Origin of the sequence: Achromobacter sp. (assembly GCF_032102605.1) — a bacterium.
Lineage (GTDB): Bacteria > Pseudomonadota > Gammaproteobacteria > Burkholderiales > Burkholderiaceae_B > Achromobacter.
Genome location: NZ_DAMDGT010000008.1, coordinates 220589 through 246101 on the forward strand (window position 1 = coordinate 220589; position 25513 = coordinate 246101).

The 25513-nt window shown below is 64.9% G+C and carries 23 protein-coding genes; 9 read left to right on the plus strand and 14 right to left on the minus strand.

What is annotated here, in order from left to right; translation table 11 throughout:
* Position 1: 1 nt before the first annotated feature.
* Together waaC and RT614_RS19190 are read right to left on the minus strand one after the other, a co-directional pair.
* Positions 2 to 1039 (minus strand): lipopolysaccharide heptosyltransferase I, encoded by a 1038-nt coding sequence (gene waaC / locus RT614_RS19185; RefSeq protein ID WP_313623718.1) that lies wholly within the window; start codon positions 1037 to 1039, stop codon positions 2 to 4.
* A gap of 148 nt (positions 1040 to 1187) precedes the next feature.
* The gene (locus tag RT614_RS19190; protein WP_313623719.1) at positions 1188 to 2291 is read right to left on the minus strand and encodes a glycosyltransferase; all 1104 of its coding nucleotides are present in this window, start codon (positions 2289 to 2291) and stop codon (positions 1188 to 1190) included.
* A 250-nt stretch (positions 2292 to 2541) separates the two neighbouring features.
* Between RT614_RS19190 and pgi the strand changes: the two genes are divergently transcribed.
* The 4 genes from pgi to RT614_RS19210 all read left to right on the plus strand — a co-directional run bounded on the left by pgi (position 2542) and on the right by RT614_RS19210 (position 7166).
* Positions 2542 to 4122, plus strand: a complete 1581-nt coding sequence (pgi, locus tag RT614_RS19195; RefSeq protein WP_313623720.1) for a glucose-6-phosphate isomerase — start codon at positions 2542 to 2544, stop codon at positions 4120 to 4122.
* 132 nt (positions 4123 to 4254) lie between these two features.
* On the plus strand, positions 4255 to 4824 hold the full coding sequence (locus RT614_RS19200) for a carbon monoxide dehydrogenase subunit G (RefSeq protein ID WP_313623721.1): 570 nt from the start codon (positions 4255 to 4257) through the stop codon (positions 4822 to 4824).
* 99 nt (positions 4825 to 4923) lie between these two features.
* Entirely contained in the window at positions 4924 to 6276 is a 1353-nt protein-coding gene (locus RT614_RS19205) for an MFS transporter (protein ID WP_313623791.1), read from the plus strand.
* A gap of 20 nt (positions 6277 to 6296) precedes the next feature.
* The gene (locus RT614_RS19210; RefSeq protein WP_313623722.1) at positions 6297 to 7166 is read left to right on the plus strand and encodes a DMT family transporter; all 870 of its coding nucleotides are present in this window, start codon (positions 6297 to 6299) and stop codon (positions 7164 to 7166) included.
* Positions 7167 to 7175: 9 nt separating this feature from the next.
* Here the strand turns inward: RT614_RS19210 and clsB are convergent, their stop codons facing one another.
* The 12 genes from clsB to RT614_RS19270 all read right to left on the minus strand — a co-directional run bounded on the left by clsB (position 7176) and on the right by RT614_RS19270 (position 20342).
* Positions 7176 to 8387, minus strand: coding sequence for a cardiolipin synthase ClsB (clsB, locus tag RT614_RS19215; protein ID WP_313623723.1), 1212 nt, complete (start codon positions 8385 to 8387; stop codon positions 7176 to 7178).
* A complete protein-coding gene (locus RT614_RS19220) occupies positions 8384 to 9250 on the minus strand; it encodes an endonuclease/exonuclease/phosphatase family protein (protein WP_313623724.1) in 867 nt (288 codons plus the stop codon). Before RT614_RS19220 ends, clsB begins: the two co-directional genes overlap by 4 nt.
* Positions 9251 to 9512: 262 nt before the next feature.
* Entirely contained in the window at positions 9513 to 11297 is a 1785-nt protein-coding gene (gene aspS / locus RT614_RS19225; RefSeq protein ID WP_313623725.1) for an aspartate--tRNA ligase, read from the minus strand.
* 40 nt (positions 11298 to 11337) lie between these two features.
* Positions 11338 to 12003 (minus strand): DUF502 domain-containing protein, encoded by a 666-nt coding sequence (locus RT614_RS19230; RefSeq protein WP_409558496.1) that lies wholly within the window; start codon positions 12001 to 12003, stop codon positions 11338 to 11340.
* Positions 12004 to 12021: 18 nt separating this feature from the next.
* Positions 12022 to 12342: an FmdB family zinc ribbon protein gene (locus tag RT614_RS19235; RefSeq protein ID WP_313623727.1), complete on the minus strand. Its 321-nt coding sequence runs from the start codon at positions 12340 to 12342 to the stop codon at positions 12022 to 12024.
* Between the two features lie 204 nt (positions 12343 to 12546).
* Positions 12547 to 13830: a putative Na+/H+ antiporter gene (locus tag RT614_RS19240; RefSeq protein ID WP_313623728.1), complete on the minus strand. Its 1284-nt coding sequence runs from the start codon at positions 13828 to 13830 to the stop codon at positions 12547 to 12549.
* A gap of 129 nt (positions 13831 to 13959) precedes the next feature.
* Entirely contained in the window at positions 13960 to 14856 is an 897-nt protein-coding gene (locus RT614_RS19245; RefSeq protein ID WP_313623729.1) for a DUF6999 family protein, read from the minus strand.
* Positions 14853 to 16787, minus strand: a complete 1935-nt coding sequence (locus tag RT614_RS19250) for an iron-containing redox enzyme family protein (RefSeq protein WP_313623730.1) — start codon at positions 16785 to 16787, stop codon at positions 14853 to 14855. Before RT614_RS19250 ends, RT614_RS19245 begins: the two co-directional genes overlap by 4 nt.
* Positions 16788 to 16821: 34 nt before the next feature.
* Positions 16822 to 17730, minus strand: coding sequence for a fatty acid desaturase (locus RT614_RS19255; RefSeq protein WP_313623731.1), 909 nt, complete (start codon positions 17728 to 17730; stop codon positions 16822 to 16824).
* On the minus strand, positions 17730 to 18515 hold the full coding sequence (locus RT614_RS19260; RefSeq protein ID WP_313623732.1) for a sterol desaturase family protein: 786 nt from the start codon (positions 18513 to 18515) through the stop codon (positions 17730 to 17732). Before RT614_RS19260 ends, RT614_RS19255 begins: the two co-directional genes overlap by 1 nt.
* A gap of 101 nt (positions 18516 to 18616) precedes the next feature.
* Positions 18617 to 19531, minus strand: a complete 915-nt coding sequence (gene dapA, locus RT614_RS19265) for a 4-hydroxy-tetrahydrodipicolinate synthase (RefSeq protein ID WP_313623733.1) — start codon at positions 19529 to 19531, stop codon at positions 18617 to 18619.
* A 325-nt stretch (positions 19532 to 19856) separates the two neighbouring features.
* Entirely contained in the window at positions 19857 to 20342 is a 486-nt protein-coding gene (locus tag RT614_RS19270) for a GAF domain-containing protein (RefSeq protein WP_313623734.1), read from the minus strand.
* Between the two features lie 146 nt (positions 20343 to 20488).
* Here RT614_RS19270 and RT614_RS19275 point away from each other — a divergent pair, with 146 nt between their 5' ends.
* The 5 genes from RT614_RS19275 (at position 20489) to RT614_RS19295 (ending at position 25501) form a co-directional block, all read left to right on the plus strand.
* Positions 20489 to 21685: a PLP-dependent aminotransferase family protein gene (locus RT614_RS19275; protein ID WP_313623735.1), complete on the plus strand. Its 1197-nt coding sequence runs from the start codon at positions 20489 to 20491 to the stop codon at positions 21683 to 21685.
* 209 nt (positions 21686 to 21894) lie between these two features.
* Positions 21895 to 22821, plus strand: a complete 927-nt coding sequence (ubiA, locus tag RT614_RS19280) for a 4-hydroxybenzoate octaprenyltransferase (RefSeq protein ID WP_313623736.1) — start codon at positions 21895 to 21897, stop codon at positions 22819 to 22821.
* Positions 22822 to 23032: 211 nt separating this feature from the next.
* The gene (locus tag RT614_RS19285; protein WP_313623737.1) at positions 23033 to 23437 is read left to right on the plus strand and encodes a DUF1090 domain-containing protein; all 405 of its coding nucleotides are present in this window, start codon (positions 23033 to 23035) and stop codon (positions 23435 to 23437) included.
* A 349-nt stretch (positions 23438 to 23786) separates the two neighbouring features.
* A complete protein-coding gene (locus tag RT614_RS19290) occupies positions 23787 to 24182 on the plus strand; it encodes a DUF4148 domain-containing protein (RefSeq protein ID WP_313623738.1) in 396 nt (131 codons plus the stop codon).
* 200 nt (positions 24183 to 24382) lie between these two features.
* Positions 24383 to 25501 carry a saccharopine dehydrogenase family protein gene (locus RT614_RS19295; protein WP_313623739.1) on the plus strand — a complete coding sequence of 373 codons (1119 nt, stop codon included), beginning with the start codon at positions 24383 to 24385 and terminating at the stop codon, positions 25499 to 25501.
* Positions 25502 to 25513: the final 12 nt, after the last annotated feature.

The window sequence follows — 25513 nt, forward strand, 5'->3', positions numbered from 1 at the left end:
GTCACTGCGCGGCCAGCGCCTGCTCGACCGAGGCCATTACGGCTTCGCGTGACGGCGAAGCGCCGCGGTCGCCGAGGCTGGCGGTGTAATTGGAGCCCACCAGTGGCGTACGAACCGGCGTGGACGCGCGGTAAATACCAATGGTGGGGCGGCCCAGGGCCGCGGAGAGGTGGGTCAGCCCGCTGTCCAGCCCGACCATCAGGCGCGAACCGGCTAAAAGCCGTGCCACCGAGGTCAGGTCCATCCGAGGCATGACCTCGGCGCCGTCCATGCCAGCCACCAGCAGCCCGGCGCGCTCGGCCTCCTGGTCGTTTCCGGCCAGCAGCTTCAGCGTGCAGCCCGCCTCGCGCAGGCGGCGGAAGACCACCCGCCAGTCATCCTCGGGCCACAACTTGTCGTCGCGGCTGGCCGACGGCATGATCACCGCGTAGCCGCGATCGGTGTCCAGATGGTGCAAACGCGGAAGCTCGGTCGTGTTCAGGCCGGCGCTGCCCACCTCCAGGACGGGCTCAGGCGCCTGCGTCGCCTGGCGGGCGAAACCCTGCAGGCCAAAGTCCGGCAGCCCGGCATGCTGGTAGCCGAAAGTCAGGCCCGCCAGCTTGCGCTGGCGGATGACCGCCGGCTGCCAGAATTCCACGCGGTGGCGCACGTTGTAGAAAAGCGAAGCCAGGGGCTCGCGCGCCGAGCGCCAGTCCAGGCCATGCTTCACGCCATGCGTCTGACGTACGAGCCAGGCCGATTTGAGCAGCGCCTGCATGTCCAGGACCACGTCGTACTGCACGGAGCGCAGGCGTTCACGCAGCGCACGCCGCTCGGCCCGCACTTGCGCGGACCACCAGGACTTGCGCCAGCGGCGATGCGCCACTTTGATGATCTCGTTGACGGCAGGATGCCACGACGGGATCTCGGCAAATGCCTCCTCGACAACCCAGTCGATCTGCGCGTCCGGAACATGCCGTGCGATATCCGTGATCGCGGGCAGCATGTGGACAAGATCGCCCAGGGAGGACGTGCGGACGATGAGGATTCGTGTGGGCATGAGCAGGGATTCGTGCTTGGAGCCGCCTTTCAGCCAATGTTGGCGTGCCCCGTTCAACGCAGCCCGAACTGTACATCAACAATGGTCCTTGCTGCGCGATCCGCCCCTAGCTGCAGCTATGCAGCAGCGGGACGGGAGCATGGATGGATTATCGCCGCTTCTTTTTCTTGACGATCATCCACTTCGGCATGCGAAACAAAACCAGGCGCCGATAAAGCACGATATAGGTGGTGGAAAATACCGCAGTGAACAGCATCAGCAACCAGGGCTGCTGCCAGAACAGCACCGCCGGAATGACCGCCAGGGACGATAACAACCACAGATACGGCGACGTCATGGAATTACGCTGCGTCTGGTGCCGTACTTCACGCGAGCCGATGGCCCACCGGACCAGCCGCTTATAGATCAGCATGTGCAGGTGTACGCCGTCCGGGGCGCCGGGAGAGCGGCCCCGCAGCCATTTCTTCCGGTAAATCGAGAAGAGCGTTTCAAAAACCGGGTAGATGCAAAGAAGCAGGGGAAACCAGGCCGAAACTTCGGGGTGCCTTGCCAGCATCAAGACGGACAGTTCACCAATAATGAAGCCCAGGAAATACGCGCCGCCATCGCCAAGGAATATATGACCATGGGGATAATTCCAAACCAGGAATCCGATAACAGCACCCAGCGTGCTCAGCGCCACGATCAGGAGAAAGCGGTCGCCAAGATAAAACGACACGTAGGCAAATCCCGCCAATATCATGGCGGAAACCACGGCGGCGAGCCCGTTATACCCGTCGATAATGTTGATTGCGTTTGCGGCGCCGCCGATGGCCACCGAGGTAAATACCAGTGAAACCACGCCGAACTGCAGCAGCCAATCCACTCCGATAATGTCGACACGCGTCACGGCGGCATCCAGCAGATAATAAGCCGCCGCGCCGGAAAGAATCGCCAGACCCAATCGGACCAATACCCTAACCTGTTTGGTGAGATCCTCCGCAAATCCTCCCAGGAAGGCGGGCATGCCAGCGGCCAGCAGCAACACCATACTGGGCAGGACATCGGGCTCGCGTACCGCGACCAAGGCGCAGGTAACGCCGCTGGCAATAAGAAGGGACAGACCACCAATGCGGGGGACGGGGGCCGAGTGATATTTCTGCACACCCTCCAAATCGTGATCGGCGGTCAGGCCATCGTGCCAGGAGCGGTAGCGAACGATCAGCAAGGTCGAGATGAGCGAAACCAGAAACGCTACGAGAACGTACAGCATGGAAAGACGCGCCTGTTTGGGATAGGCGCGATTGTAGCGTCAGACGCAGACAAGCCCCGAAAGTAAAATCCGACCGCTTTCGAAAAAAATGGCAACGAGACTCGCAAAATAGCTTTCAAAATAAAAAGGGTCTGCGTCTCCCATCGGCAAGCAGCTAAACTCCCGGCTCTGCACGACCGCGAACGGCCGTCGGCCGGAATTCCGGCCTAGTGCAAGTCAAATTCCAGTATCAAGACGTATTCTCGAAAATATGCATCCTTTCAAACCCGCCGACCACGCAAGCCTGCTGCACCTTCCCGAATGGAAGGCATATTCCGAAGCTGTCCTGGAAGCATCGTTTTGCACGGACGCGCTGCGCCTCTTGCACGCCGCCGACCTGACCATCGATCTCAGCGCGCACGTCGATTCCGATGCGGCCCGTCAGGCGGGCGCCGCCTTGCTGAAAGCGCGCGGTTTCGATGCCGCCCGCAAGGCCTTGCTGGCGGGCGAACACGTCAACATGACCGAGGATCGCGCCGCCTGGCACACCATGCTGCGCGCGAACGACCCCGTCGAGACCGTCGCCCGCGAACACCAGCGGGTACGTGAATTTGTTCAGGATGCCGACGCGCAGGGCAAATGGAAGTCCATCGTCCATATCGGGATCGGCGGCAGCGATTGGGGAGTCCGGCTGGCCACCGATGCTTGCGGCGGCTATGGCACGCGCCGGATGCTGAAGTTCGTCGCCAATATTGATGGACACGCCATTGAGGACGCCGTTCTTGGGATGGATCCGCGGGAAACGCTGGTCATCGTGACCTCGAAGTCGTTCACCACGGCAGAGACGCTGGCGAACCTGCGTCGCGCGGTCCAATGGCTGGCCGATGCCGGTATCGAAAAGCCCTACGAGCAGGTCGTCGCCATCACGGCCCGGCCCGCCGCGGCCCTGTCGTTCGGAATTCCCGAGAGCCAGATTTTCCAGTTCTGGGACTGGGTGGGTGGCCGCTATTCGTTGTGGTCGGCCGTGGGACTGCCCGTCGCGCTTGCGGTGGGACTGGACGTGATCGAGGGCATACGCGCAGGCGCCGCCGCCATGGACGATCACTTCGCACGGGCCGAGATCGCCGATAACGCCCCCGCGCAACTCGCCCTGGCGGGCGTGGCCAATCGCAGTGTGCTCGGTTATGGCTCGCTGAGCATTGCCGCCTATGACGCCCGCCTGCAATACCTCGCGCCCTATCTACAGCAGCTCGACATGGAATCGCTCGGCAAGTCCGTGGATATCGCCGGTCGTCCCGTCGGCGTTCCCACTGGCCCCTCCGTCTGGGGCATGCCGGGCACGGACGGGCAACACACGTTTTTTCAATGGCTGCATCAAGGCACGGATGGCGCGGCGGTGGATTTCATCATGTGCCGCGAAGCCGATCATCAGTGGGTCGAGGAGCACGCGATGCTGCTCGCCAACTGCCTGGCCCAACGCCAGACGCTGCTGCGCGGCACTTCCCTCGACGAGGACGAGGCTGCGCTAAAGGCTCAGGGCATGCAGGACACCGAAGCGCAATGGCTCGCCCAGCACCGCCATCACCAAGGCGGCCGGCCGTCAACGCTGATCGTGCTGCCTCGCCTGACACCCAAGGCTCTGGGCGCCCTGCTGGCGCTTTACGAACATAAGGTCTTTGTCCAGGGCCTGATCTGGGGCATCAACCCTTTCGACCAATGGGGCGTCGAAGCCGGCAAGAAGATGGCCAGCGGCATCCTGCGCGAGTTGCATGGCGAGCCGCAGGCGCCTTCGCATGACCAGTCCACCCGGCACTGGATTTCGCTGCTAGCGGGCGACAGGCTCAGCGGTTGAGGCCGGGCTGCCAGCCGGATCACTGACGGGCCGCGCCCCGGCGTCGCCGGGCGTGACGCCTTCGCCGAAGATAGCCAAACACGCCTTTTGGGCACAGAATGCACATATAGCGTTTCTATAAAGGAGACAGCCATGCGCATTGCCGATGCCCAATGGATTCCATCGACGCAACACCAGACATGGGACGCGTTGACTGACCCGCGAGTGCTCCAGAAGTGCATTCCGGGCTGCGTAGAAGTCGCTATGCGCAGTCCGACCGAATACGCCGTCACGCTACGCGCCAAGATCGCCGGGATAGACACCGACTACGAGGGCGAGATCCTGCTCTCCGACATGAACGCGCCCGACAGCTGCACCCTGGTGTTCGAAGGCAAGGGCCGAGCCGCCTGCCTTGCGATCGGCACGGCGCAGGTCAATCTGTCCACCAAGGACGAGGGCACCCGGGTTGCCTACACCGTGGCCGGCATGGCCGGCGGCAAGCTGGCGGAATGCGGCGAAGGCGCCCTGTTGAAGGCCGGCGAAAAGATCATCGAAAAGTTCTTCACGGCTTTCATCGACCACATGGCCGACCAACCCCGCGTGGCGCCGCCGCCTCCGCCTCCGGAGCCCGAGCCCCGCGGCCTGGCGAACTCGCGCTGGTCCTGGATGCTGGTCGTGCTGGTGATTGCCGTTTTCTGGGGCTACCACACGTTTTACAAGTGATAACCCTAGGGTGCCGGTGATATCCTTGGCGGCATGACTCCGCAGCCGCCACCGCCTCCGCCAGCCGCCGATCCCACCCGTTCCCGTCGGGACCTGTTGATGGCGATGGCCGGCGTGTCGGCGACGGTGGTGCTCGCCGCCCTGGATTCCACCATCATCAGCACCACGCTGCCTCGAGTGGCCGAGGCGCTCAACGGCATGGCCCTCTACGCATGGGTCGGAACGGGCTACCTGCTGGCCACCGCCGCCTCCATCCTGATCTTCGGCCGCCTGGGTGACATGTTCGGCCGCAAGCCCTTGATGCTGGTGTCCGTGCTGATCATCGCACTGGGGTCCATCGCTTGCGGCCTGGCGCAGTCCATGACTCAGTTGATCGTGTTCCGTACGCTGCAAGGCGTGGGCGGAGGCATGATGATCGCCACCGCCTTCGCGGCGCCTGCCGACCTGTTTCCCGACGCCAAACAGCGTGTGCGGTGGATGGCGTTGGTGTCGGCGGCATTTGCCATGGCCAGCGGCATCGGCCCTGTGCTGGGCGGCGCCGCGACGCAGGCGCTGGGCTGGCGCGCGGCGTTCTTTATTTCCCCCATCGCAGCCGCCGGCGCGTTTTTCCTGCTGGCGCGTTATTTCCCGCGCATCCGGCCCATCCACGACGGCAGCCGCAAGATTGACTGGGTTGGCGCCATCCTGCTGGTGCTGGCCGTCGGCGCGCCATTGGCCGCACTGGAACTGGCTTTTGCCAGCGGCGACCACGCACAGCCTATGCTTGGCCTGACCCTCGCGGTGGTCGGTGTGGCCGCGATCGCCATCCTGATTCCCACGGAACGCCGCGTGAAGTCACCCATTTTCCCGCTGCGCGTGCTGTCCGGCCGCGAGACCCGCCTGCTGAATGTAGCGGCGATGGCGGTGGGCGCGGTGATGTTCATCCTCATCTTCTACAGCCCACTCTTGCTGCAACAAGTGCTGGGCTACACGCCCAGCCAGGCCGGGCTCTTGTTGACGCCGCTGGTCGCCGCCATTTCTGTGGGCAGCATCATCAACGGGCGCATGTTTCCCAAGCAGACCGAGCCGCAGCGCCTGATGGTGTTCGGCGGCGGGCTGCTTGCGGCCGGATCGCTCATGGTCCTGCTGATCTCGCCGGGCACGTCGGCCTGGTGGATCCTTGGCGCCTTTTTCGTCAACGGTTGCGCGCTGGGCTTCCTTCTGCCCAATCTGACACTTTTCATGCAGATGCTCAGCGAACGCCGCGACGTGGGCGTCGCATCGGCCCTGGTGCAGACCACACGCGCCATCGGCAGCGCACTGGGCACCGCCGTGGTCGGCATTCTGATTTCGCACAGCACGGTGCTAAACGGAGTGCGGACAGGCCTCGTCCTGTGTATTGTTCTTTCGCTGGCCTGTGCGCTGCTCGCGCACCGGGTCAAGATGAAGAATCTGGTCACGAGCCGGAAGTAAGGCGTATACCCGAGACAAACATGCGTCAACGCAATCTGATGGACCTGCTGCTCCTGGCAGCGGTCTGGGGCGGTTCCTTTCTGTTCATGCGGGTCGCGGTCAAGGACTTTGGACCGGTCGCGCTGATCGAACTGCGCGTGGGACTGGCCGCCCTCTTCCTGCTCCCCGCGGCACTGTGGCGCGGCAAGCTGCCCATCATCGCCCGGAACTGGAAGGCGCTGCTGGTAGTGGGCACGCTCAACGCCGCCGTACCCTTCCTCCTGTATGCGTATGCCGCCCAGTCGCTGGGCGCGGGGTTCCTGTCGGTGGCCAACGCCGTAACGCCCGTGTGGGGCGCGGTGGTCGGATGGCTGTGGCTCAAGGACAAGCTGCCCTGGATGCGTTCGCTCGGCCTATTGATCGGGCTGGTCGGCATCATCGTGCTGGTGTGGGACAAACTGGATTTTCAGGCCGGCGGCACGGGCCCGGCGGTGCTGGCGGCCATATCCGCGCCAGTCTTCTACGGCATCGCGGCCAATTGGACCAAGCGCTTCCTGTCCCGCGTGGACGCATTGGCCAGCGCCACTGGCAGCATGATTGCGGCATCGCTCGTACTGCTGCCGCTGGCCATCCCGGCCTGGCCCGACACACCCGCGTCGGCGTCGGCGTGGATTTCCACGATTTTGCTGGCAGTGGTCTGCACGGGCGCGGCGTACATCATCTTCTTTCGCCTGATCGCCAACGTCGGCCCCACCGCGGCCGTCAGCGTCACGTTCCTGGTGCCGATCTTTGGTGTAGTTTGGGGTGCCACGCTGTTGGACGAGGCAGTCACCCCATCCATCGCAATCGGCGCCGCCATCATCCTGGTCGGCACGGCCCTGGCCCTGGGCTTGCTCAAGCCGCGGCGCTGACCGCCGCGCTCAGTATTTATCCGACGTCCCGGTCAACGCCACCCCGACGCGCAACAGCGTGTAGGACACCGCATCAATCCAGCGTCGGACCCATCCGCGCCGCTGGTACTCCAGGGGTCGGATGAAGCGTCCGCCTTCGCGGATGGCCGTCTCCAGGCGCTCCTGGAGCTCCCACGCGAAGGGCTGGCTGTCGACCACGACATTGGCCTCGCGCGCCAGCAGCAGGCTGAAGGGATCCAGGTTGGACGATCCTATCGTGGCGACGTTGTCGATGACGGCCACCTTGGCATGCAGATAGCTCGGCATGTATTCGTAGATCTCGATGCCGTCGCGCAGCAGCTTGTCGTACAGCGAGCGCGTGGCGTGGTACTGCATGCGGTATTCGACCTTGCCCTGCAGCAGCAGGCGCACACGCACCCCGCGCGCTGCGGCCTTGGCCAATGCGCGTCGAAAGCGCACGCCGGGAAAGAAGTACGCGTTCGCGATCAGGATGTCGCGTCGCGCCCGCGAGATGCCGAACAGGTAGGCGCGTTCGAACGTCCTGCGAAAGCGCAGGTTGTCGCGCAGCACCAGTGCGGCGCGCAGCACGCCGCCGGGCGACACCGGAACTTCGCGCGGTTTGAGCAGTTGCAGGCGGTTCCAGTCACGAGGGTGTCGTCGAAGGCGTGACCAGTTCAGGCGCACCCACAGCAGTTCCTGCGCGTAGGCGGCCTGCGTGACTAGCGGGCCTTCCACCTGCACCGCGAAATCGAATCGCGGGCCGGAGATGCCGTCAGTGGGATCGAGGTCGTCATAGTCGTCGACGATGTTGATGCCGCCGATGAAGGCGATGCGGCCGTCGACGACCGTGACCTTGCGGTGCAGGCGCCGCAGGCGGCTGCGCGACGGCACGAAGCGCGCGAACCATCGCGGTTCGGGGCGGAAGATGCGGCATTGCGCCCCTGCGTTGGTCAGTGCGATGCGCACCCGCTCGCCATGCAAGGCGCTGCCGAATCCATCCAGCACCACGCGCACCTTGACGCCCCGGCGCGCGGCCGCGGCCAGGCATTCCAGCACCTGGGTACCGGTGCGGTCCACCATGAAGATGTAGGTTTCCAGGTGGACGCTGACCGTGGCGGCGTCGATGGCAGCGCAAAGCGCCGGAAAGAAGTCGGCGCCGTTCTGGAGCAAGCGGATCTCGTTGCCCTGCCCCCACTCCAACCTGTCCTGCTCGGGCTTCACGGGAGTTCCAACTCCGCCAGCAAGGGGGAATGGTCAGAAAGCTTGGCCCATTCGCGGCCCCGCAGCACGCGCGCGCTGCGCACGGCAAAGCCGCGCTGGTAGATGCGGTCCAGCCGAAACCAGGGAAACACGGCGGGGAACGTGCGCGGCGGCGGCAGCAGCAGGCGCGAGCTGCCATCCATGCCCAGCTGGTTGGTGCGTTCCATGACGGAAACACCGCTGTTGGGCAGTCCGCGCAGGGCGTTGCTCAACCGCTTGACCGAGTCGCGCAGGCGCGGCAGGTCGCCGCCATGGCTGCGCGGGGCATGCGAGAACACTTCGTACAGGCCCAGTTGCTGCACGAACATGGGCGCCAGCCGGTCATTCCAGTCGTTGAAGTCACCCGCGATCAGGATGGGCTCGCCGTCGGGCACCATACTCTTGATGCGTTCGGTCAGCGCCAGGATCTGGCGCGATCGGCTGCCGGCGAACAAGCCCAGATGAACCACGAAGCAATGCACCGCGCGGTCGCCGAGCTCAATGCGTGCATGCAGCAGGCCGCGCTGCTCCAGGCGATGGTCGGAGATGTCCAGGTTTTCGTGGTCGATGATGGGATAGCGCGACAGCAACGCATTGCCGTGGTCGGTGGCGTCACGCACCGCGTTGCGGCCGTAGGCCACGTCCAGCCGCAGCGCTGCGGCTAGGGATTCATGCTGGGCATCCAGCAGCGATCGCTGCTCGTTGCGGCCCTGGACTTCCTGCAGGAAGACGAGGTCAGGACGCAGGCCATACAGGCCCAGGCGGAGTTCATTCAGGGAGTCGCGCCGGCCCAACGCCGAACGGCCCTTGTGGATGTTGTAGCTGACGACTCGGATGAGCGACATGGAAGCAATGGCGCCTTTCAAATCTTGGGAACCGCCGGCCGGTTCTTGAAATGCCCGCCGGCCAGGCGCCGCCATCCGCGGCGGCGTTAGCCAGATTACTCCATTTCAGCCGGCCATTCCCACATTTGCGGCGCCCTCCAATCGAGCCCCCCGCGACGCAAGCCGCCGATGCACCCGAAGCGCACCGCCGCGGATCCGGCTCTGCCGGTCCGCCAGCGGGCCCCCTTGAGGGGGATGCGCCGGAGGCGCTTCGGGGGTGGACTCACTTCTCTACGTTGCGCAGACGGATGTGCAGTTCGCGCAACTGCTTTTCGTCGACTTCCGACGGCGCTTGCGTCAGGAGGTCCTGGGCGCGCTGCGTCTTCGGGAAGGCGATCACGTCGCGGATCGACTCGGCACCGGTCATCATCGTGACGATGCGGTCCAGGCCGAAGGCGATGCCGCCGTGCGGAGGCGCGCCGTACTGCAGCGCATCCAGCAGGTAGCCGAACTTCTCGCGGGCTTCCTCGGCGCCGATCTTCAGCGCGCGGAACACCTTGCTCTGCACTTCTTCACGATGGATACGGACCGAGCCGCCGCCGATTTCCCAGCCGTTCAGCACCATGTCGTAGGCCTTGGCGAACGCCTTGCTGGGATCGGACTCCAGGAAGTCTTCGTGGCCGTCCTTCGGGCTTGTGAACGGGTGGTGGGCGGCGGTGTAGCGGCCGTCTTCCTCGTCGTATTCGAACATCGGGAAGTCGACGACCCACAGGGGCTTCCAGCCAGCCGTGAACAGGCCCGTCTTCTTGCCGAATTCGCTGTGGCCGATCTTGGCGCGCAGCGCGCCGATGGCGTCGTTCACGACCTTCTCGCGGTCGGCGCCGAAGAAGATGATGTCGCCGTCCTGGGCGCCGGTGCGCTTGACCAGTTCGGCCAGCGCGGCGTCATGCAGGTTCTTGACGATCGGCGATTGCAGGCCGTCGCGGCCCTTGGCCACTTCGTTGACCTTGATGTAGGCCAGGCCCTTGGCGCCGTAGATGCCGACGAACTGCGTGTAGGAGTCGATCTCGCTGCGCGACATTTCCGCGCCGCCCGGCACGCGCAGGGCAACCACGCGGCTGCCCGGCGCCGTGGCGGCGGCGGCGAACACCTTGAAGTCGACGTCGCGCATGACGTCGGTGATGTCGGTGAATTCAAGCTGTACGCGCAGGTCGGGCTTGTCCGAGCCATAGCGGCGCATGGCTTCGGTCCAGGGCATGGTGGGGAACGACGACGGCAGGTCGACGCCCTGCACCACCTTGAACACGTGGCGGATCAGGTTTTCGAAGATCTCGCGGATTTCGAATTCGTTCAGGAACGAGGTTTCGCAATCGATCTGCGTGAATTCCGGCTGGCGGTCGGCGCGCAGGTCTTCGTCGCGGAAGCACTTGGTGATCTGGTAGTAGCGGTCGAAGCCCGACACCATCAGCATCTGCTTGAACAGCTGCGGCGACTGCGGCAGCGCGAAGAAGTGGCCGGCGTTCACACGCGACGGCACCAGGTAGTCGCGCGCGCCTTCGGGCGTGCTCTTGGCCAGCATGGGGGTTTCGATGTCGATGAAACCGAGCGAGTCCAGGAACTTGCGGGTTTCGATGGACACGCGATAGCGCAGCATCAGGTTGCGCTGCATCTGCGGGCGGCGCAGGTCCAGCACGCGGTGCGTCAGACGGGTGGTTTCCGACAGGTTGTCGTCATCGAGCTGGAACGGCGGCGTGACCGACGCGTTCAGGATTTCGACTTCCTTGCACAGCACCTCGATCTCGCCCGAGGCCAGCTCGGTGTTGGCGGTGCCGGCGGGACGCTCGCGCACCAGGCCGGTCACGCGGACGCAGAACTCGTTGCGCAGGCGCTCGGCGGTGGCGAAGGCGGCGTTGTCCGGATCGAACACGATCTGGGCCAGGCCCGCGCGGTCGCGCAAGTCGATGAAGATGACCCCGCCGTGGTCGCGGCGGCGGTTCACCCAGCCGTACAGGGTGACGGTCTGGCCGAGATGGTCACGGCAAACCTGGCCGGTGTAGCAGGTACGCATGCGGGATGACTCCGTTGTGTGCTTGGTTTGAGCGTAGGGGTTACGAATCGGCGCGAGGTGCATCTTGCACGCTCGGCGCCGGAGAGAGCGGGGCCGGCCGGACCACGGGCGTCGCCGCCGGGGCCGGGGCGACAACGCCCATGGAAACGATGTACTTCAATGCCGCGTCCACGCTCATTTGAAGGTCGATCGCGTCAGCGCGAGGCACCATCAAAAAGAAGCCGGACGTGGGGTTCGGTGTCGTCGGCACGTACACGCTGATGTGGTCGCCTGGCAGGCTGGCGGCCACTTCACCACTGGGCGTGCCGGTGACAAAGGCGATGGTCCAGGAGCCCGCGCGCGGATACTGCACCAGCACCGCGCGGCGAAACGCCTGTCCGTTGGGGGCAAGCACGGTATCGCTGACCTGCTTGACCGAGTTGTAGATGGATCGCACCAGCGGAATCCGACCCAGCAGGCTTTCCCACTGGTCGACCATGGTGCGGCCGATCAGGTTGGCCGCGAACACGCCCGTCAGAAGCACCACCACGATGACCAGGAGGAAGCGGAAGCCGGGGATGTCGATGCCGAACAGCGATTCGGACGACAGGAAGCCAGGCACGAACCCTTCCAGGGTGGCGACCAGCAGCCCCAGCACCCACACCGTAATGACCAGGGGAACCCAGATCAGGAGGCCGGTGATGAAGTACTTCTTGAAGACGCGCATCCGCATCGCGAACGCTCTCTAGGACGTGGCGCTGCCGGCGGCAGGCGCCGCCGGGGCGGATGCGGCAGCCGGCGCTGCGGCGGGCGCGGCGCTTTCAGCGGGCGCCGGCGAGCTTGCAGGCGCAGCGCCCGGGCTGGCGTTGCCGTTGCCGCTGCCGTTGCCACGGAAATCCGTGACATACCAGCCGGAGCCCTTCAGCTGGAATCCAGCCGCGGTCACCTGCTTGGAAAACGTGCTTTGACCGCATTCGGGGCAGTCCGAAAGCGGCGCGTCGGAAATCTTCTGCAAGACGTCTTTGGCATGGCCGCAGGCGCTGCACTTATAGGCGTAGATGGGCATCGAGGGCTCCCAGGCGCAAGCCCGGCATATCAAAATCCGCTTGCCGCGGCGCCAAGGCGCTAGGCTTGGCGGCCGGCTAGACCGGAAAAAATACGGGAAAGTCTTGAATTTTAGCGGTTTTTCATGAAGCGTCGGAGTTCGGCTCCGCCCGCCGCCCCCAAGGCGTCAGCCCGGAGACGGCCCGCTTGGGGCGGGCAGACCTTCCTATATGGGAAGCAGGAACATCGCCGCGGCCACCAACGTGGGCCCCAGGGCGCACAGGAACAGGCGGCCCGACGAAATGCTGCCATCGGGAAAATGGTTCTTCAGGATGGCGAAACCCGCTGGATTGGGGGCGTTGGCGATCACCGTCAGGCCGCCGCCCGTCACCGCGCCGGCGACCAGCATGTAGCGCCAGGCCTCGTTGGTGCCTTCCACCAGCGAACCCAGGTAGGTGAGTGCGGCATTGTCCGTGATGGCCGTGAGTGCGGTGGCGCCCCAGAACAGGACAAAGGGCTCCAGTCCGCCCAGCAAATCCTGCAACCACCATTTCTGCAGGCCGCCCAGCACGACCAGCCCGGCCAGGAAGAAGCCAACCATCAGCCCCTCTTTGATCATCAGGCGGTCCTGGTGCCGCTTGTAGGCTTCCGAGAACCCGATGAACATCATCAACAGGCCCAGGAAAATGGCCGGATGATGGGCGCTGAGCACCACCGCAACCAGGAAGATCAGGTGCACCAGGATCACGACGGCCGGGACCGGCGGGCGCTTGCCAGCGCCTTCGCGCGCATCCACGCCGCCCCGAGTGCCCACCGCCCCTTCGAGCAGCGCCTTGCGGCAGATGAAAGTCAGCAGGCCGGCGTTCAGGCAGACCGCCAGCGCGGCGCGCCAACCGAAATGCTGCGCCATGAAGGTCGAATCCCAGCCGAACGTGCCCGCCACCATCAGCACGGGCGGGGCGGCGTACGACGTCAGCACGCCGCCGATCGACACGTTCACGAACAGCACGCCCAGCGTCAGGTACTTGAACCCGGCCCGGCCGCTGCTGCGGAAGTAGGCGTCACGCAACAGGATGGCGGCCAGCGTCATGGCGGCGGGTTCGGTGATGAACGAACCGCCCAACGGCACCAACGCCATCACCACGAAAAAGGTGGCCAGTTCTCGCGGCATGGGCAGCGCCCGGGCGACGATGCGCACCAGCATGCCGACCAGTTCAAGAATCGGTCGGCTTGCCGCCACCACCATGATGACGAAGACGAACAGCGGCTCCGTGAAATTGCGCGTGTCCATGTAGTCGATGGCGACAGACGGCCCCGCCACCGCCGCCATCGCCACGATCAGCGCAAAGGCCCAGACGCCGAAAACCGCCTCGACCTCGGAGAACAGATGCCAGAACCCCGCGTGCGGCCCGCCCCGATGCGCAAGCCGCGCAAAGAAAGGAACCGAAAAGGTGTGGAGCACCGCCACGGCAAACAGGAGGGTGGCGATGATCTCGAGCGACTGGGGCATGGACGGGAATTCCGGCAACGAGTTTCACGCGGCGCGCGCCGCCCGGCGGGATTGCCAGGCAAGCGTCGCAATATAGCCCAGCGTCCAGTTGCTGTAACGCAGGGTCAACACGGATTCCCCCGCCCTTTCCTAGGCGATCGGCGCGGGCGGTTCTGCGCCGTCCTGCGCCGCTTTCATCTCCATCAGCAGGCTGTGCAGCATTTCGGTCGAGAGGCCATGCAGCACCAGGCGGTAGCCCGCGCGCAGGGTGGACATCGGAACCAGCGGATGGTTGTTGTTGACCAGGATGAGGTGTTGCGGCGCCCCCAGCAACTTGGCCGCGTAGATGCCGATCGTCTCGTCCAGCTGCAGCGAATTGGCCGCGCGCCAGAAGTCGTTGTCGGTCAGCATCAGTTGGTACAGCGGCGTGAAGAGTTCGATGGCGCTTTGCAGGTCCAGGAAGTTGAGCTTGCCTTGCGGCATGTCTTCCAGACGGATCGGCGGATCGCGCAGCATGGAGTAGTCCACCGTCTGCGGCGCATGCATTTCCACGCCGGCGTCGCGCAGCGCCTGGTTCAGGCGGATGACGAAGTTGAACAGGTTCAAGTCGTGCTTGACGAAGAGTTCGTCCTTCAGGTCGTCGATCTCCATGGGCTCGAGCGGCGTCGTGGTGATCGGAACCGGCGAGTTGGCCGCGATGAAAGCCAGCGCCTGCGCGCCCAGGTGGAAATGGCGCAGGATGAGCCAGTTGGCCTCGGGCGACACGAAACGATTCAGCCCCCACGCCAGGATGCGATGCAGCAGGCGGGAGTGCGACCAGCGGCGCGGCAGGAAGGTCTTGATGACCTGGATCAGGATGATGAAGGCGCGCGCCAGCGGACGCAGGAAGGGCAGCAGATACTGCCGCGACGCGCAGCTTGAATCCGTCAGCCAGGCCTTTTTCACCTTGTCCGGCAACGGCGTGCTGCGATCCAGGTAGAGCGCGAGCCACGGGCTGGGATCCGCCGGGTCATGCTGGTTGGCGAGGAAATCAGGTTCCTTGTTCATGCCGCGTCTGCCTCCATCACGTGATGGAACTGCATCAGGTACAGGGCCGCCGTGCGGCGCGCCGTGTCCACGATGCGTTGTTCCGCGCGCCCGTCCTCGTCGCAATCCAGCGCCAGCTCCACGGCGGACAGCCATCGCGCCAGATGGTGCTCGTCGTTGTGGCCGTGGTATTCCAGGAAGCGGAAGGCGTCCGGGGGCAGTTGCAGGCTGGCCTTCAGCAGCGGCAGCAGCGCCGGCACGATGCGCTGCCCCGTGCCTTCGATGATGTAGATCGCCCCCAAGAGGCCGATCGGATCGCGCGTGGCGGCCAGGCCGTGCAGATAGGCGTTCAGCGCTTCGCCACCAGGATTGCGGCGCAGGGCGTCGATGTCCGCCACCGCGCCGCCGGCGGTGCGATAGTCCTGGAAGAGGATCTGGAAGTCGTTCTGTTCTTCGCCGGCGTGCATGTCGATCAGCGCGGCCAGCGGCGCGTATTGCGCCGTCAGCGACGCGGCGCCCTCGCGCATCCACTTGCTGCCCTCGCGCACCTGCGGAATCCAGTTTTCCATCCAGTTCAGGTAGTCGGGGGTCTGGAACTGGCGGTTGCGCAAGCGCTTGACGACCGGCGTGCGCCACACGCGCGAGCGGTAGTCGTGCCAGATCGCCGCCAGTTCGGTCAGCAGTTGCCCCAGGCCTTGCGGCGCCATGTCCGGATCATGCGGCGGCGCAATCGCGTCCGCGTCGGCGCTGGACGCGTCTTCGCGCGCAGCAACGGCTTGCGCGCCGGCGACGGCCCCGACAGCCACGGGTTCGGCGTGGACGGCTTCGGCTTCCAGCAACATGTAGGCCGCCATGAAGCGTCCGGACTCGGGGATGTAGCAGAAGATCTGTTCGCCCGGCTTGACCTCGCGCGTTTCCAGGAACTCCGCCAGCATGATCAGGATCGACGCGGCGCCCGTATTGCCGCGCCATGCCAGGTTGCTGAACCAGCGTTCGCGCGGAATCACCAGGCCGGCCTTTTCCATCAGGTCTTCCACCACCGGGATGAATTTTTCCGACGAGTAGTGGCACAGGAAATGGTCGACCTTGTCCGGATCCACCCACCCGTCGCGCACCAGCTTGGCGTATTCGTGGATGCCGATGTCGAACAGATGCGGCAACAGGCGGATGTCCTGGCGCAGGGACAGCGCGCCGTCCGCCTCGGCCTCGTTCCACGACGGATAGTCCAGGTGTCCCTTGCCGCGGTCGGCCGTCAGGCCCAGTTGCATGCAGACGGGGTAATCGCCCGAGAACGATCGTTGGTGCACCCACTTCAGGCGCAGGCGCACGCCTTGCGAGGCGCCCGGCAACGGCCGTCCGCTATTGCCCAGCAGCACGGCACCAGCGCCGTCCGACAGCATCCAGCGCAGGAAGTGCGCATCGAAATCGGCGTCGTAGCCGCGCGCGGCAAAGCGCGACCGCTTGAACAGACGCGACGGCAATTCGCTGGCCACGGCCAGCGCGCTGGCATGCGCGCCAAGCTCGACGCCTTGCGCGGCTGCCTGGATGGCCGATACGCCGGCCGCGCAGATGCCGTGCACAGACAACGTCTCCATCGGCGGAGCCGCCAGTTCACCCTGGATCATGTTCGAAAAACCCGGCATCAGCGCATCGCCGCCGGACGACCCGCTAGCCAGCAGGGAGACGGCGGACAGGTCGCTGTCCTGGCGCCGCAGGCAGTCGCGGATGGCGTTGGCCGCCAACTGCGCATTGGTGAACACCGTCGCGCCCTCGGCGTCGATCGCGTAATGGCGCTGCTTGATGCCGTTTTCGGCCAGGATGCGGCTCTTGATCCGGCTTGACATACGGTTCAGCGGCGCGATGTAGCTGTCCATGGCATCGTTGGACACGGGCTCGCCCGGCATGAAGTAGCCGGCGCTCTCCAGATAGACACGATGAAACGCGATAGGCATGGTGGCTCTCTAGTGGAAAAGTGGGAATGCGGCGCTAGCGGACGTGCTCCGGCGCCATGCAGGAACGGCTGCGGAACCGAGGCACGAAGGCGCCCATGATGAAGACGCGGAACATGTAGCGCGCGAGGCCGCGTTCGTTCAGTGCGGGCAGCACGCGGCCGCGATAGTGGTCGCGATGCAGGCGGGTCAGTTCGGACCAGTGCGCGCGGGGATGCTCGTGATGCGCGGTGTGCAGGCCGATGTTGAACAACAGGGGATTGACCATTCCCTCGAAATTGCGGGCGTAGTTCAGGCCCGCCACGTGCCGCGGACCGCCGTCCGCATGCGCATGCTGCAAGTAGTTCGTGGCCAGCAGCCAATGCAGGCCATGCAATTGGGGCACGATCACGAACACCAGCGCCTTGGCCGGGTTCGCCGCGATCAACCCGGCCCACAGGCCCAGCCACACGCCGTACTGGGCCATGCAATACCGCCAAGCGCCCGGCCAGTGCCGGCGCAGGCGGCCCAGCCACGTGAAGAACAGCGGATACAGCACCCAGGCGGCTTGCACGGGATGAATGACATAGCCCCAAAGATGGTTCGTGTCGCCGCCAAACCGATAGGTGCGCGCCACGTCCAGGGCGCCGTGCTTGTAGCGGTGATGATTGGCCACGTGCGCCGGGTAGAACACAAAGGTCGGATGCCCTTGCAGCAGCGTGATCCAGAAGTCGGTGATCCGATTGGACCAGCGGCCACGCCACATGCGGATGTGCGTGTGGTTGTGGTGGATGACCCCGATGCCCAGCGTCAGGAACAACATCAGGGCATAGAGCGGCCACCAGAACCCGTTGAACCACTGCCACGCGGCCAACGCGGGCAGCGCGGCCAGATAGGCCAGGCTTTGCCAGTCACGCCGGTTGCGCAGCGTGGGCAGTCCGCGCTGCGGGCCAGGGCGGGTCGGCACTATGCCGAGCCTCGCGAATCCGCGGCGGCCTCGCGTTGACGAAACGCTTCCAGCTGGCGATCGGCGGCCTCCGCACCCAACCGCGTGCGGAACAGGCGATCCATGAAGGTGAACTGGAAGCCGTAGTTGCCGTTGTAGCAGGCATGGTGCAGGTGATGCCGGCGGCTGGCGGCGAACCAGTGCGCATACGACACCTTGGGGAAGAAGTCGTAGTTGGCATGGCCGATGCAGTTGAAGAACAGGCTGAACAGCGGCACCGACGCCAGCGACCAGAAGCTGAAGTCGTGCAGCACCATCGGCAGCATGATCACGTTGCCCAGCATCAGCGCCTCGACGGGGTGGAAGCTGTAGGTGGAAAACGGCGTGGTCACGACCGAACGATGGTGCGGCAGGTGGAAGCGGCGCAGCAGCCTGGTATGCAGCAGGCGGTGGTTGATCCAGAAGTGCACGTCGTTCCACGCCACCAGGGCCAGGATTTCCAGGACGATCTTCTGCCCGCTCGCGTCCGGGTCCAGGTGCGCCCATCCCAGCTGCAGCAATCCCCATGGAAAGATCATGCCGGTGCCGAACAGCAGGATCGACAGGCCCGACTGTGCGAGTTCGCGCCGAAACTGACCCGGCGCGAGAGGCCGAGGGTCAAGCGGCCGGCCTATGCCCAGCGCCGGCAGGATGTGCTGGGTCAGCAACCAGGTTGCCGCGCCGAACAACAGATAGATGCCGCCGAAGAAAAGCAGGCCCGCCAGCATGACCTGCCAGGCGGACAAGGCTTCAAAAGCTTGGCCCATGAAGGTTTTGTTTCACCCCGAAGAATGGCGGCATCATAAGCAATCCGTCAGCTTCCCGGTAAGTCATTTATTACTAAATGAATCCGGACGCCACAAAGCGCTCAGGCCGCCCGCAGGCCTTCCGTCAGAAGGGGAAATTGTCGTTCGACGCCCGCCACCGCTGCCTGCAATCGCGCTGCAAGCGCCGAGCTGGCTTGCGGCATGGGCAGGCGCAGCTCGTTCGACAACAGGCCCTGGTGGGCAAGTTGCGCCTTCAGCGGCCCTGGACTGGGCTCTCCAAAGACAAGCTGGATCACCGGCGCCAATGCGTGGAACAGCGTCCTGGCTTCGTCCAGCCGCTGCCCCCGCACCGCGCGATGCATCGCCACGAACAGGTCGGGCCGGATATGCGCGGCGGCGGCGATCATGCCGGTTCCGCCCAGGCACAGCACGGACAAGGATTGCAGGTCTTCGCCCGCCAGCACGTCCATCTGCCCGTCGGCAATCAGCGCCACCGTCTTTTCCAGCGAGCCGCCGCAGTCCTTGATCGCGGCGATGTTGGGATGCGCGGCCAGCGCCAGCAAGGTGGCCGTGTCCAGCGTGGTGCCGGTGCGGTAGGGGATGTCGTAGAGCACCAGGGGAAAGCGCGAGGCGTCGGCCAGGCAGCGGAAGTAGGCGGCGGCGCCCTCCTGGCCGGCGCGGACGTAGTACGGCGCTGGCGCCAGGATGCCCGCCAGCGGACGGGTGCCGAACGCCGACAGACGCTGCAGCACGTGCCCTTGATGATTGCCTGCCAGGCCCATGACCACAGGCAATCTGCCAGCCTCGGCCAGCACGGCGTCCAGCACGGCAAGCTGTTCGGCGTCGTCCAGCGAGGCGGCCTCGCCGGTGCTGCCGCACACGACCAGGCCATCCACCCCTGCGGCGGCATAGTGGCGCACGAGGCGTCGCAAGGCCCCGCCGTCAACGGAGCCGCCCGAAAACGGCGTGACCAGAGGCACCCAGACGCCCTGGAACAGAGATTGATTGGACTGCATGTGAACACTCCTTCGGTATGGACCGTGGTGGGGACCGTACAGAAGTGCTCGGGATATCAGTGGGGTGCGCGCGGAGGCGCCAGGGCGCCGCCAGAAGGCCGCTGTTCCGTCGCCCATCTGACGGAACAGCATGCTCCGGTCAGATGAGCGGCTGTTTTTTGGATTTCAGGCCGGCGGCAGCCAGCACCACGCCAAGGGCGCGGAGACTGGAAGCGGATCGGATGGCCTGAAGAATCATGAATGAGGCGGACGCAATGAGCGGCGGATGCAGAAATCTACCGGGAGCGCCGGGCCGTGTCAACGGCGGCTCGGCGTGGCGGGTCGGTCAGTCGAGCGTCGCCAGGAACACCGCGCACAGCGCTTCCATGCCCTTGCGATCGTCTTCGTCAAAGCGGTCCGGCACGGGGCTGTCCACGTCCCAGACGCCGATCAGTTGACCTTTATGCACCAGCGGCACCACGACTTCGGAGCGCGAGGCGGCATCGCAGGCGATATGGCCCGGGAAGGCGTGCACGTCCGGCACCAACTGCGTCTGACGCTGGCTGGCGGCGGCGCCGCACACGCCGCGGTTCAGCGGGATGCGCACGCAGGCGGGCTTGCCCTGGAACGGGCCCAGCACCAGCTCGTTGCCATCGAAGAAGTAGAAGCCCACCCAGTTCAGGTCGGGCAACGCCTGGTACGCCAGGGCGCTGAGGTTGGCCGCATTTGCGATGCGGTCGGGCTCATCCTGCAGCAGCGCGCGAGCCTGGACGGCCAGTTCTGCATACAGGGCGGCTTTGGAGTCGGCGACGATAGGGGCGGCTTCGAACATGAGGAAAATGTAACTGTACAGGCGGTTATCGATGCAGGTGATTTTAGGGGTTTCGCCCGATAAAGGGGCCGGGCTGTTACCGTGTGGGACAATAGTTTTTTGTCAAACGCCTCACCCCTCTCACCTTCTTGATCAAGAAGCAATCCATGGACAAGCCTCTCGAACCTGCGTTTTCCTTTTCGGAACGCGCCCAGCAACTCACCAGCTCCGCCATCCGCGAGATCCTCAAGGTCACCGAGCGTCCCGAAGTCATCTCGTTCGCGGGCGGCCTGCCTGCGCCCGGCGGCTTCCCGGTAGAAGTGGTGCGTGCGGCGTTCGACAAGGTACTGTCCACCAACGGCCGCGCGGCCCTCCAATATGGCCCGACTGAAGGCTATGCGCCGCTGCGCAAATGGGTTGCCGACGACCTGAGCGCCACGGGCGCCAACGTTGCTCCCGACCAGACCCTCATCGTTTCGGGTTCGCAGCAGGCGCTGGACCTGCTGGGCAAGGTGCTGATCGACAAGGACAGCAAGGTGCTGGTCGAAGACCCCAGCTACCTGGGCGCGCTGCAATCGTTCAGCCTGTACCAGCCCAAGTTCGTGCCCGTGCCCACCGACGAAGGCGGCCTGATCCCGGAAGCCATCACGCCCGAACTGGCCGAAGGCGCGCGCTTTCTGTATGCCCTGCCCAACTTCCAGAACCCCACGGGCCGCACGCTCAACCTGGAACGTCGCATCGCGCTGGTCAAGCGCGCCGCCGAACTGGGCCTGACCATCGTCGAGGATGATCCCTACGGCGAACTGCGCTACGCCGGCGAACCGCAGCCCGGCCTGATCGCGCTGGCCGCCGAGTACGGCGCCAATGTCGTGCGCCTGGGCACGTTCTCGAAGGTGCTGGCCCCCGGCCTGCGCCTGGGCTACATCGCCGCCGCGCGTCCGCTCATCGACAAGCTGGTGCAGGCCAAGCAGGCTACCGACCTGCATACACCCACGCTTACCCAGATGGCCGTGTACGAGATCGTCAAGGACGGCTTCCTGGCCGAGCATCTGCCGAACGTTCGCGAGATCTACCGCGCGCAGGGCAAGTGCATGCTGGACGCGATCCAGCAAGAGTTCCCGTCCACCGTCACCTGGACCAAGCCGGAAGGCGGCATGTTCATCTGGCTGACCCTGCCCGAGCACATCGACAGCACCAAGCTGCTGGAAAAAGCCATCGCGCAAAACGTGGCATTCGTGCCCGGCGCGCCGTTCTACAGCGGCGCGGGCAAGCGCAACACGCTGCGCCTCAGCTTCGCGACCGTGCCGGAAGACAAGATCCGCACCGGCATCGCCATCCTGGGCAAGCTCCTGAAGGCGGAATAAGCCCTTCCCGCCGTGGGGCTGGATGCCCCGTCCCCGCGGCGTATCTGCGGGGGGTTTCCTCTGAACGGGGATACGGCAGGCGCGCGGGGTCCCCCTGCAGACCGCGGTGACGGCATGGGTCGACCATGCTTCGAATGTGTACCGGCCGGGCGCAATGCTCGGCCGTTGTTTTATGCTGTCGGCTTTCCCGACCACTTTTGACCGTGACAGTGAGCGCTTCGCAACAACCTTCCACCGATCTCAGCGATATCGTCTTCACCGACTGGGTCGAACGCTGGCTTCCCAAATCGTGGCGGCCCTACGCCCGCCTGTGCCGCCTGGATCGCCCCATCGGCACCTGGCTGACCCTGCTGCCGGCAATCGCCGCGCTGGTTCAGACGGCAGGAGGCCTGCCCGACCTGCAACGGCTGGTCGTGTTCTCGCTGGGCGCGCTACTGATGCGCGGCATCGGCTGCACGGTCAACGACATGTGCGACCGCAACTTCGACAAGCACGTCGAGCGCACGCGCTTCCGGCCATTGACCAGCGGCCAGCTGTCGATGAAGAACGCCGTGTGGTTCCTGCTTGGCCAACTGCTGGTCTGCGGATCGCTCCTGTTCTTCCTGAACGAAATGAGCCGCTGGCTTGCCGTGGCGGTGCTGCCGTTCGTCTTCATCTATCCCCTGTGCAAGCGCGTCACGTACTGGCCGCAGGTGGTGCTGGGCATCTGCTTCAACTGGGGCATGCTCATGGCATGGTCCGACACGCAGAACCACGTGCCATTGGCCGCCATCGCCATGTGGCTGGGCGCCGTGCTGTGGCAGGTGGGGTACGACAGCATCTACGCCTATGTCGACGTGCGCGACGACCGCAGCCTGGGGCTGCATTCCACCGCCATGCGTTTTGGCGATCAGGGCAAGCTCTGGATAGGCGGTTTTTACCTGGGCACCGTCGTGCTGTGGGCTTGGGGTGGCTACGCGATGGGCCTGTCGTGGGCGTATCAGGTCGGCATGGTCGCCGTGGCCGTGCATCTGGCGTGGCAGCTCAAGGTCTTCGACATCCAGCGGCCTGACCGCAACTTCATGCTGTTCCGCGCCAACTTGTGGCTGGGCGCCCTGCTGGTGGTTGCGGCGCTGGCGGGCACGCTGGTTCGCTGATACGCGACGCCGAACGCGCCGGCCGGGTCGGCGCGTTTGACACCAGGCCTCGCTGACGCAGCCCCTGAACGCACGGCCGTTCACGCGCCCCCGCAAGCCCGATCGCGGCGCCGCCGTCGCGTATTCGCGGGCATCACACCGAACCCATGCATTGCGGGTAATCCCGACACGGGCGATGATGGCGTCTCTGCAATCGCCACGGAGACGCCGCATGCCTTCATTGACCAAAGTCCTGCTTGCCGCCACCGCCTCGTGCGCCCTGTTCGGCATCCTGCCCGCCCAGGCAGCCACGGACTGCTCTGCACTACGCGGCTGCGCCGCGAAGTTCTGCCACATCGAAAACGATATCGCCGCCGCACAGGCGCAGAACAACTCCCGTCGCGAGGCAGGCTTGCGCAAGGCTTTGGCCGAGGCCAAGGCAAATTGCACCGACAGCCGCCTGCAGTCGCAGCGCGAATCCGACGTCCGCGAAAAGCAGACCAAGGTCGCCGAGCGCCAGCAAGAGCTGAAAGAGGCACGCGCGAAGGGCAAGCAAGACAAGATTGACAAGGCGCAGCGCAAGCTTGACGAAGCGCAGGCGGAATATGACGCCGCGCTGGCCGATTTGAACCGCTGAGCGATTTCCTGCAATCTTGAATGCCACGGCTGGGCGGGCCGGGCTTCGCAAGAATTCCAAAAAACGCCGAACTCAGGCCTTTCCGCCTCGAGCGTCCCACGTCGCGCCTTCCGCGGCCACATCCGCGCAAAACACCTCCGTCATCAAATGGAAATATCGCCACCCATGGTGCCATGCGGGGAATTGCTTCGCGATTAGCCGTTATTTTGGAAAGATGTTTTCAGGTAATAAGGGTTTATCCCAGGGTTCTTTAGGCACAGAATGTCTCTCATCGGGACACAGCAAGCGAACCCCAGGCAATCAGGCCAGCGGTTCGGATCCCAAGCTCACAAGACATCGGAGGTCTGCCATGAAAACCCTTGCTACCGCATTGATGTTGTCCATGTCCGTTCTGGCTGCCGGCGCTCAAGCCGCCGAAGCCGACCAGGGCCCCACCCGCGCCCAAGTTCAGGCCGAACTGCAACAAGCCAAGGTTTCCGGCCAATACACGTTCGGCGAAGAAGGCTACCCCGCCGCGATCGCCCAGAAGTCCAGCCTGACCTCGCAACAGGTGCAAGCTGAACTGGCTCAGGCCAAGAATGCCGGCCAGGTCACCTTCGGCAACATGGACTACCCGCCCGTCGCCGCGTCGGCGTCCGCCACGTCCCTGACCCGCGCCCAAGTCGAATCGCAACTGGCCCAAGCCAAGGCTGAAGGCATCGTGACCTTCGGCAACATGGACTATCCCCCCCACCTGGGCAGTTGATCCTCGGGCCGCATTGGCCCAGATCGCCCCAGGCAGCCCTCCGGCCACAAGTCGGAGGGCTTTTTTATGACGGTTCGACGGCGGATTTGGTCGTATTGACGTTAGATATCGCCGTTACGGCGTTTTGGAATCTACAAATCGACAGCACTCCCGCATAGGATGTGGCCACTCCCCTTCCTCTCATATGCAGGAGCCGCACCATGTCCAACCGCACCAAGCCCGTCGTTCTGTTGGGCGCCGGAAAAATCGGCTTCGCCATTGCGTTGATGCTCGAACGCAGTGGCGATTATTCCGTCCTGGTTGCCGACCAGGACCCCGCCCGCCTGGCCCTCCTGGCGGGTTTGGGATGTGAAACGCGGCAGATCAGCGACGACACCAGCGTGGCGCGCTGCATCGAAGGCGCCTATGCGGTCGTCAACGCCCTGCCGTTCCATCGCGCCGTTGCGGTGGCCGGGCTGTGCGCCAAGGCGGGCGTGCATTACTTTGACCTGACGGAGGATGTGGCCAGCACCCATGCCATCCAGGCGCTGGCGGCGGACGCCCGCAGCGTGCTGATGCCGCAGTGCGGCCTGGCGCCAGGTTTTATCGGCATCGTCGGCAACGCGCTCGCGCGCCGCTTCGACACCCTGCTGGATCTGCGCATGCGCGTCGGCGCCCTGCCGCGCTATCCCTCCAACAGCCTGCGTTACAACCTGACGTGGAGCACCGAAGGGCTCATCAACGAATATTGCAACCCCTGCGAAGCCATCGTTGACGGCCAGCTCACCAGCGTGCCCGCGTTGGAAGGCTACGAAACGTTTGCGCTGGACGGCGTGGAGTACGAGGCCTTCAATACTTCGGGCGGACTGGGGACGCTGCCCGCCACCCTGCTGGGCCGCGCGCGCAACGTGGACTACAAGTCGGTGCGCTATCCCGGCCATTGCAACATCATGAAGCTGCTGCTCAATGACCTGCGCCTGCGCGACCGCCGCGACCTGCTCAAGGACATCTTCGAATCGGCCATACCCACCACCGAGCAGGATGTGATCGTCATCCAGGCCTCGGCCTCGGGGTACCGACACGGCCGCCTTGAAGAAGAGTCTTATCCGATCCGCGTGTTCGGCGCAGACGTCGACGGCCACCGCCTCAGTGCCATCCAGCTATCCACAGCCGCGGGCATCTGCGCCGCGCTGGACCTGGTGGCGCAGGGCGCCTTGCCGCAGCAGGGATTCGTGGGTCAGGAGGCCATCGGCCTGGAGTCTTTGCTAAGCAATCGTTTTGGCCGGATCTACGCTGGCAAGCCGCTGGCGCTGGCGGGCTGCGCCGTGGCCGACCGATAAGCCGACTTCCGG

What these genes read in the sequence shown, in the direction of transcription:
- waaC (WP_313623718.1), bottom strand. Translation starts at nt 1,039, where the DNA reads ATGCCCACACGAATCCTCATCGTCCGCACGTCCTCCCTGGGCGATCTT.
- RT614_RS19190 (WP_313623719.1), bottom strand. Translation starts at nt 2,291, where the DNA reads ATGCTGTACGTTCTCGTAGCGTTTCTGGTTTCGCTCATCTCGACCTTG.
- pgi (WP_313623720.1), top strand. Translation starts at nt 2,542, where the DNA reads ATGCATCCTTTCAAACCCGCCGACCACGCAAGCCTGCTGCACCTTCCC.
- RT614_RS19200 (WP_313623721.1), top strand. Translation starts at nt 4,255, where the DNA reads ATGCGCATTGCCGATGCCCAATGGATTCCATCGACGCAACACCAGACA.
- RT614_RS19205 (WP_313623791.1), top strand. Translation starts at nt 4,924, where the DNA reads ATGGCGATGGCCGGCGTGTCGGCGACGGTGGTGCTCGCCGCCCTGGAT.
- RT614_RS19210 (WP_313623722.1), top strand. Translation starts at nt 6,297, where the DNA reads ATGCGTCAACGCAATCTGATGGACCTGCTGCTCCTGGCAGCGGTCTGG.
- RT614_RS19220 (WP_313623724.1), bottom strand. Translation starts at nt 9,250, where the DNA reads ATGTCGCTCATCCGAGTCGTCAGCTACAACATCCACAAGGGCCGTTCG.
- aspS (WP_313623725.1), bottom strand. Translation starts at nt 11,297, where the DNA reads ATGCGTACCTGCTACACCGGCCAGGTTTGCCGTGACCATCTCGGCCAG.
- RT614_RS19230 (WP_409558496.1), bottom strand. Translation starts at nt 12,003, where the DNA reads ATGCGCGTCTTCAAGAAGTACTTCATCACCGGCCTCCTGATCTGGGTT.
- RT614_RS19235 (WP_313623727.1), bottom strand. Translation starts at nt 12,342, where the DNA reads ATGCCCATCTACGCCTATAAGTGCAGCGCCTGCGGCCATGCCAAAGAC.
- RT614_RS19240 (WP_313623728.1), bottom strand. Translation starts at nt 13,830, where the DNA reads ATGCCCCAGTCGCTCGAGATCATCGCCACCCTCCTGTTTGCCGTGGCG.
- RT614_RS19245 (WP_313623729.1), bottom strand. Translation starts at nt 14,856, where the DNA reads ATGAACAAGGAACCTGATTTCCTCGCCAACCAGCATGACCCGGCGGAT.
- RT614_RS19250 (WP_313623730.1), bottom strand. Translation starts at nt 16,787, where the DNA reads ATGCCTATCGCGTTTCATCGTGTCTATCTGGAGAGCGCCGGCTACTTC.
- RT614_RS19260 (WP_313623732.1), bottom strand. Translation starts at nt 18,515, where the DNA reads ATGGGCCAAGCTTTTGAAGCCTTGTCCGCCTGGCAGGTCATGCTGGCG.
- dapA (WP_313623733.1), bottom strand. Translation starts at nt 19,531, where the DNA reads ATGCAGTCCAATCAATCTCTGTTCCAGGGCGTCTGGGTGCCTCTGGTC.
- RT614_RS19270 (WP_313623734.1), bottom strand. Translation starts at nt 20,342, where the DNA reads ATGTTCGAAGCCGCCCCTATCGTCGCCGACTCCAAAGCCGCCCTGTAT.
- RT614_RS19275 (WP_313623735.1), top strand. Translation starts at nt 20,489, where the DNA reads ATGGACAAGCCTCTCGAACCTGCGTTTTCCTTTTCGGAACGCGCCCAG.
- RT614_RS19285 (WP_313623737.1), top strand. Translation starts at nt 23,033, where the DNA reads ATGCCTTCATTGACCAAAGTCCTGCTTGCCGCCACCGCCTCGTGCGCC.
- RT614_RS19290 (WP_313623738.1), top strand. Translation starts at nt 23,787, where the DNA reads ATGAAAACCCTTGCTACCGCATTGATGTTGTCCATGTCCGTTCTGGCT.
- RT614_RS19295 (WP_313623739.1), top strand. Translation starts at nt 24,383, where the DNA reads ATGTCCAACCGCACCAAGCCCGTCGTTCTGTTGGGCGCCGGAAAAATC.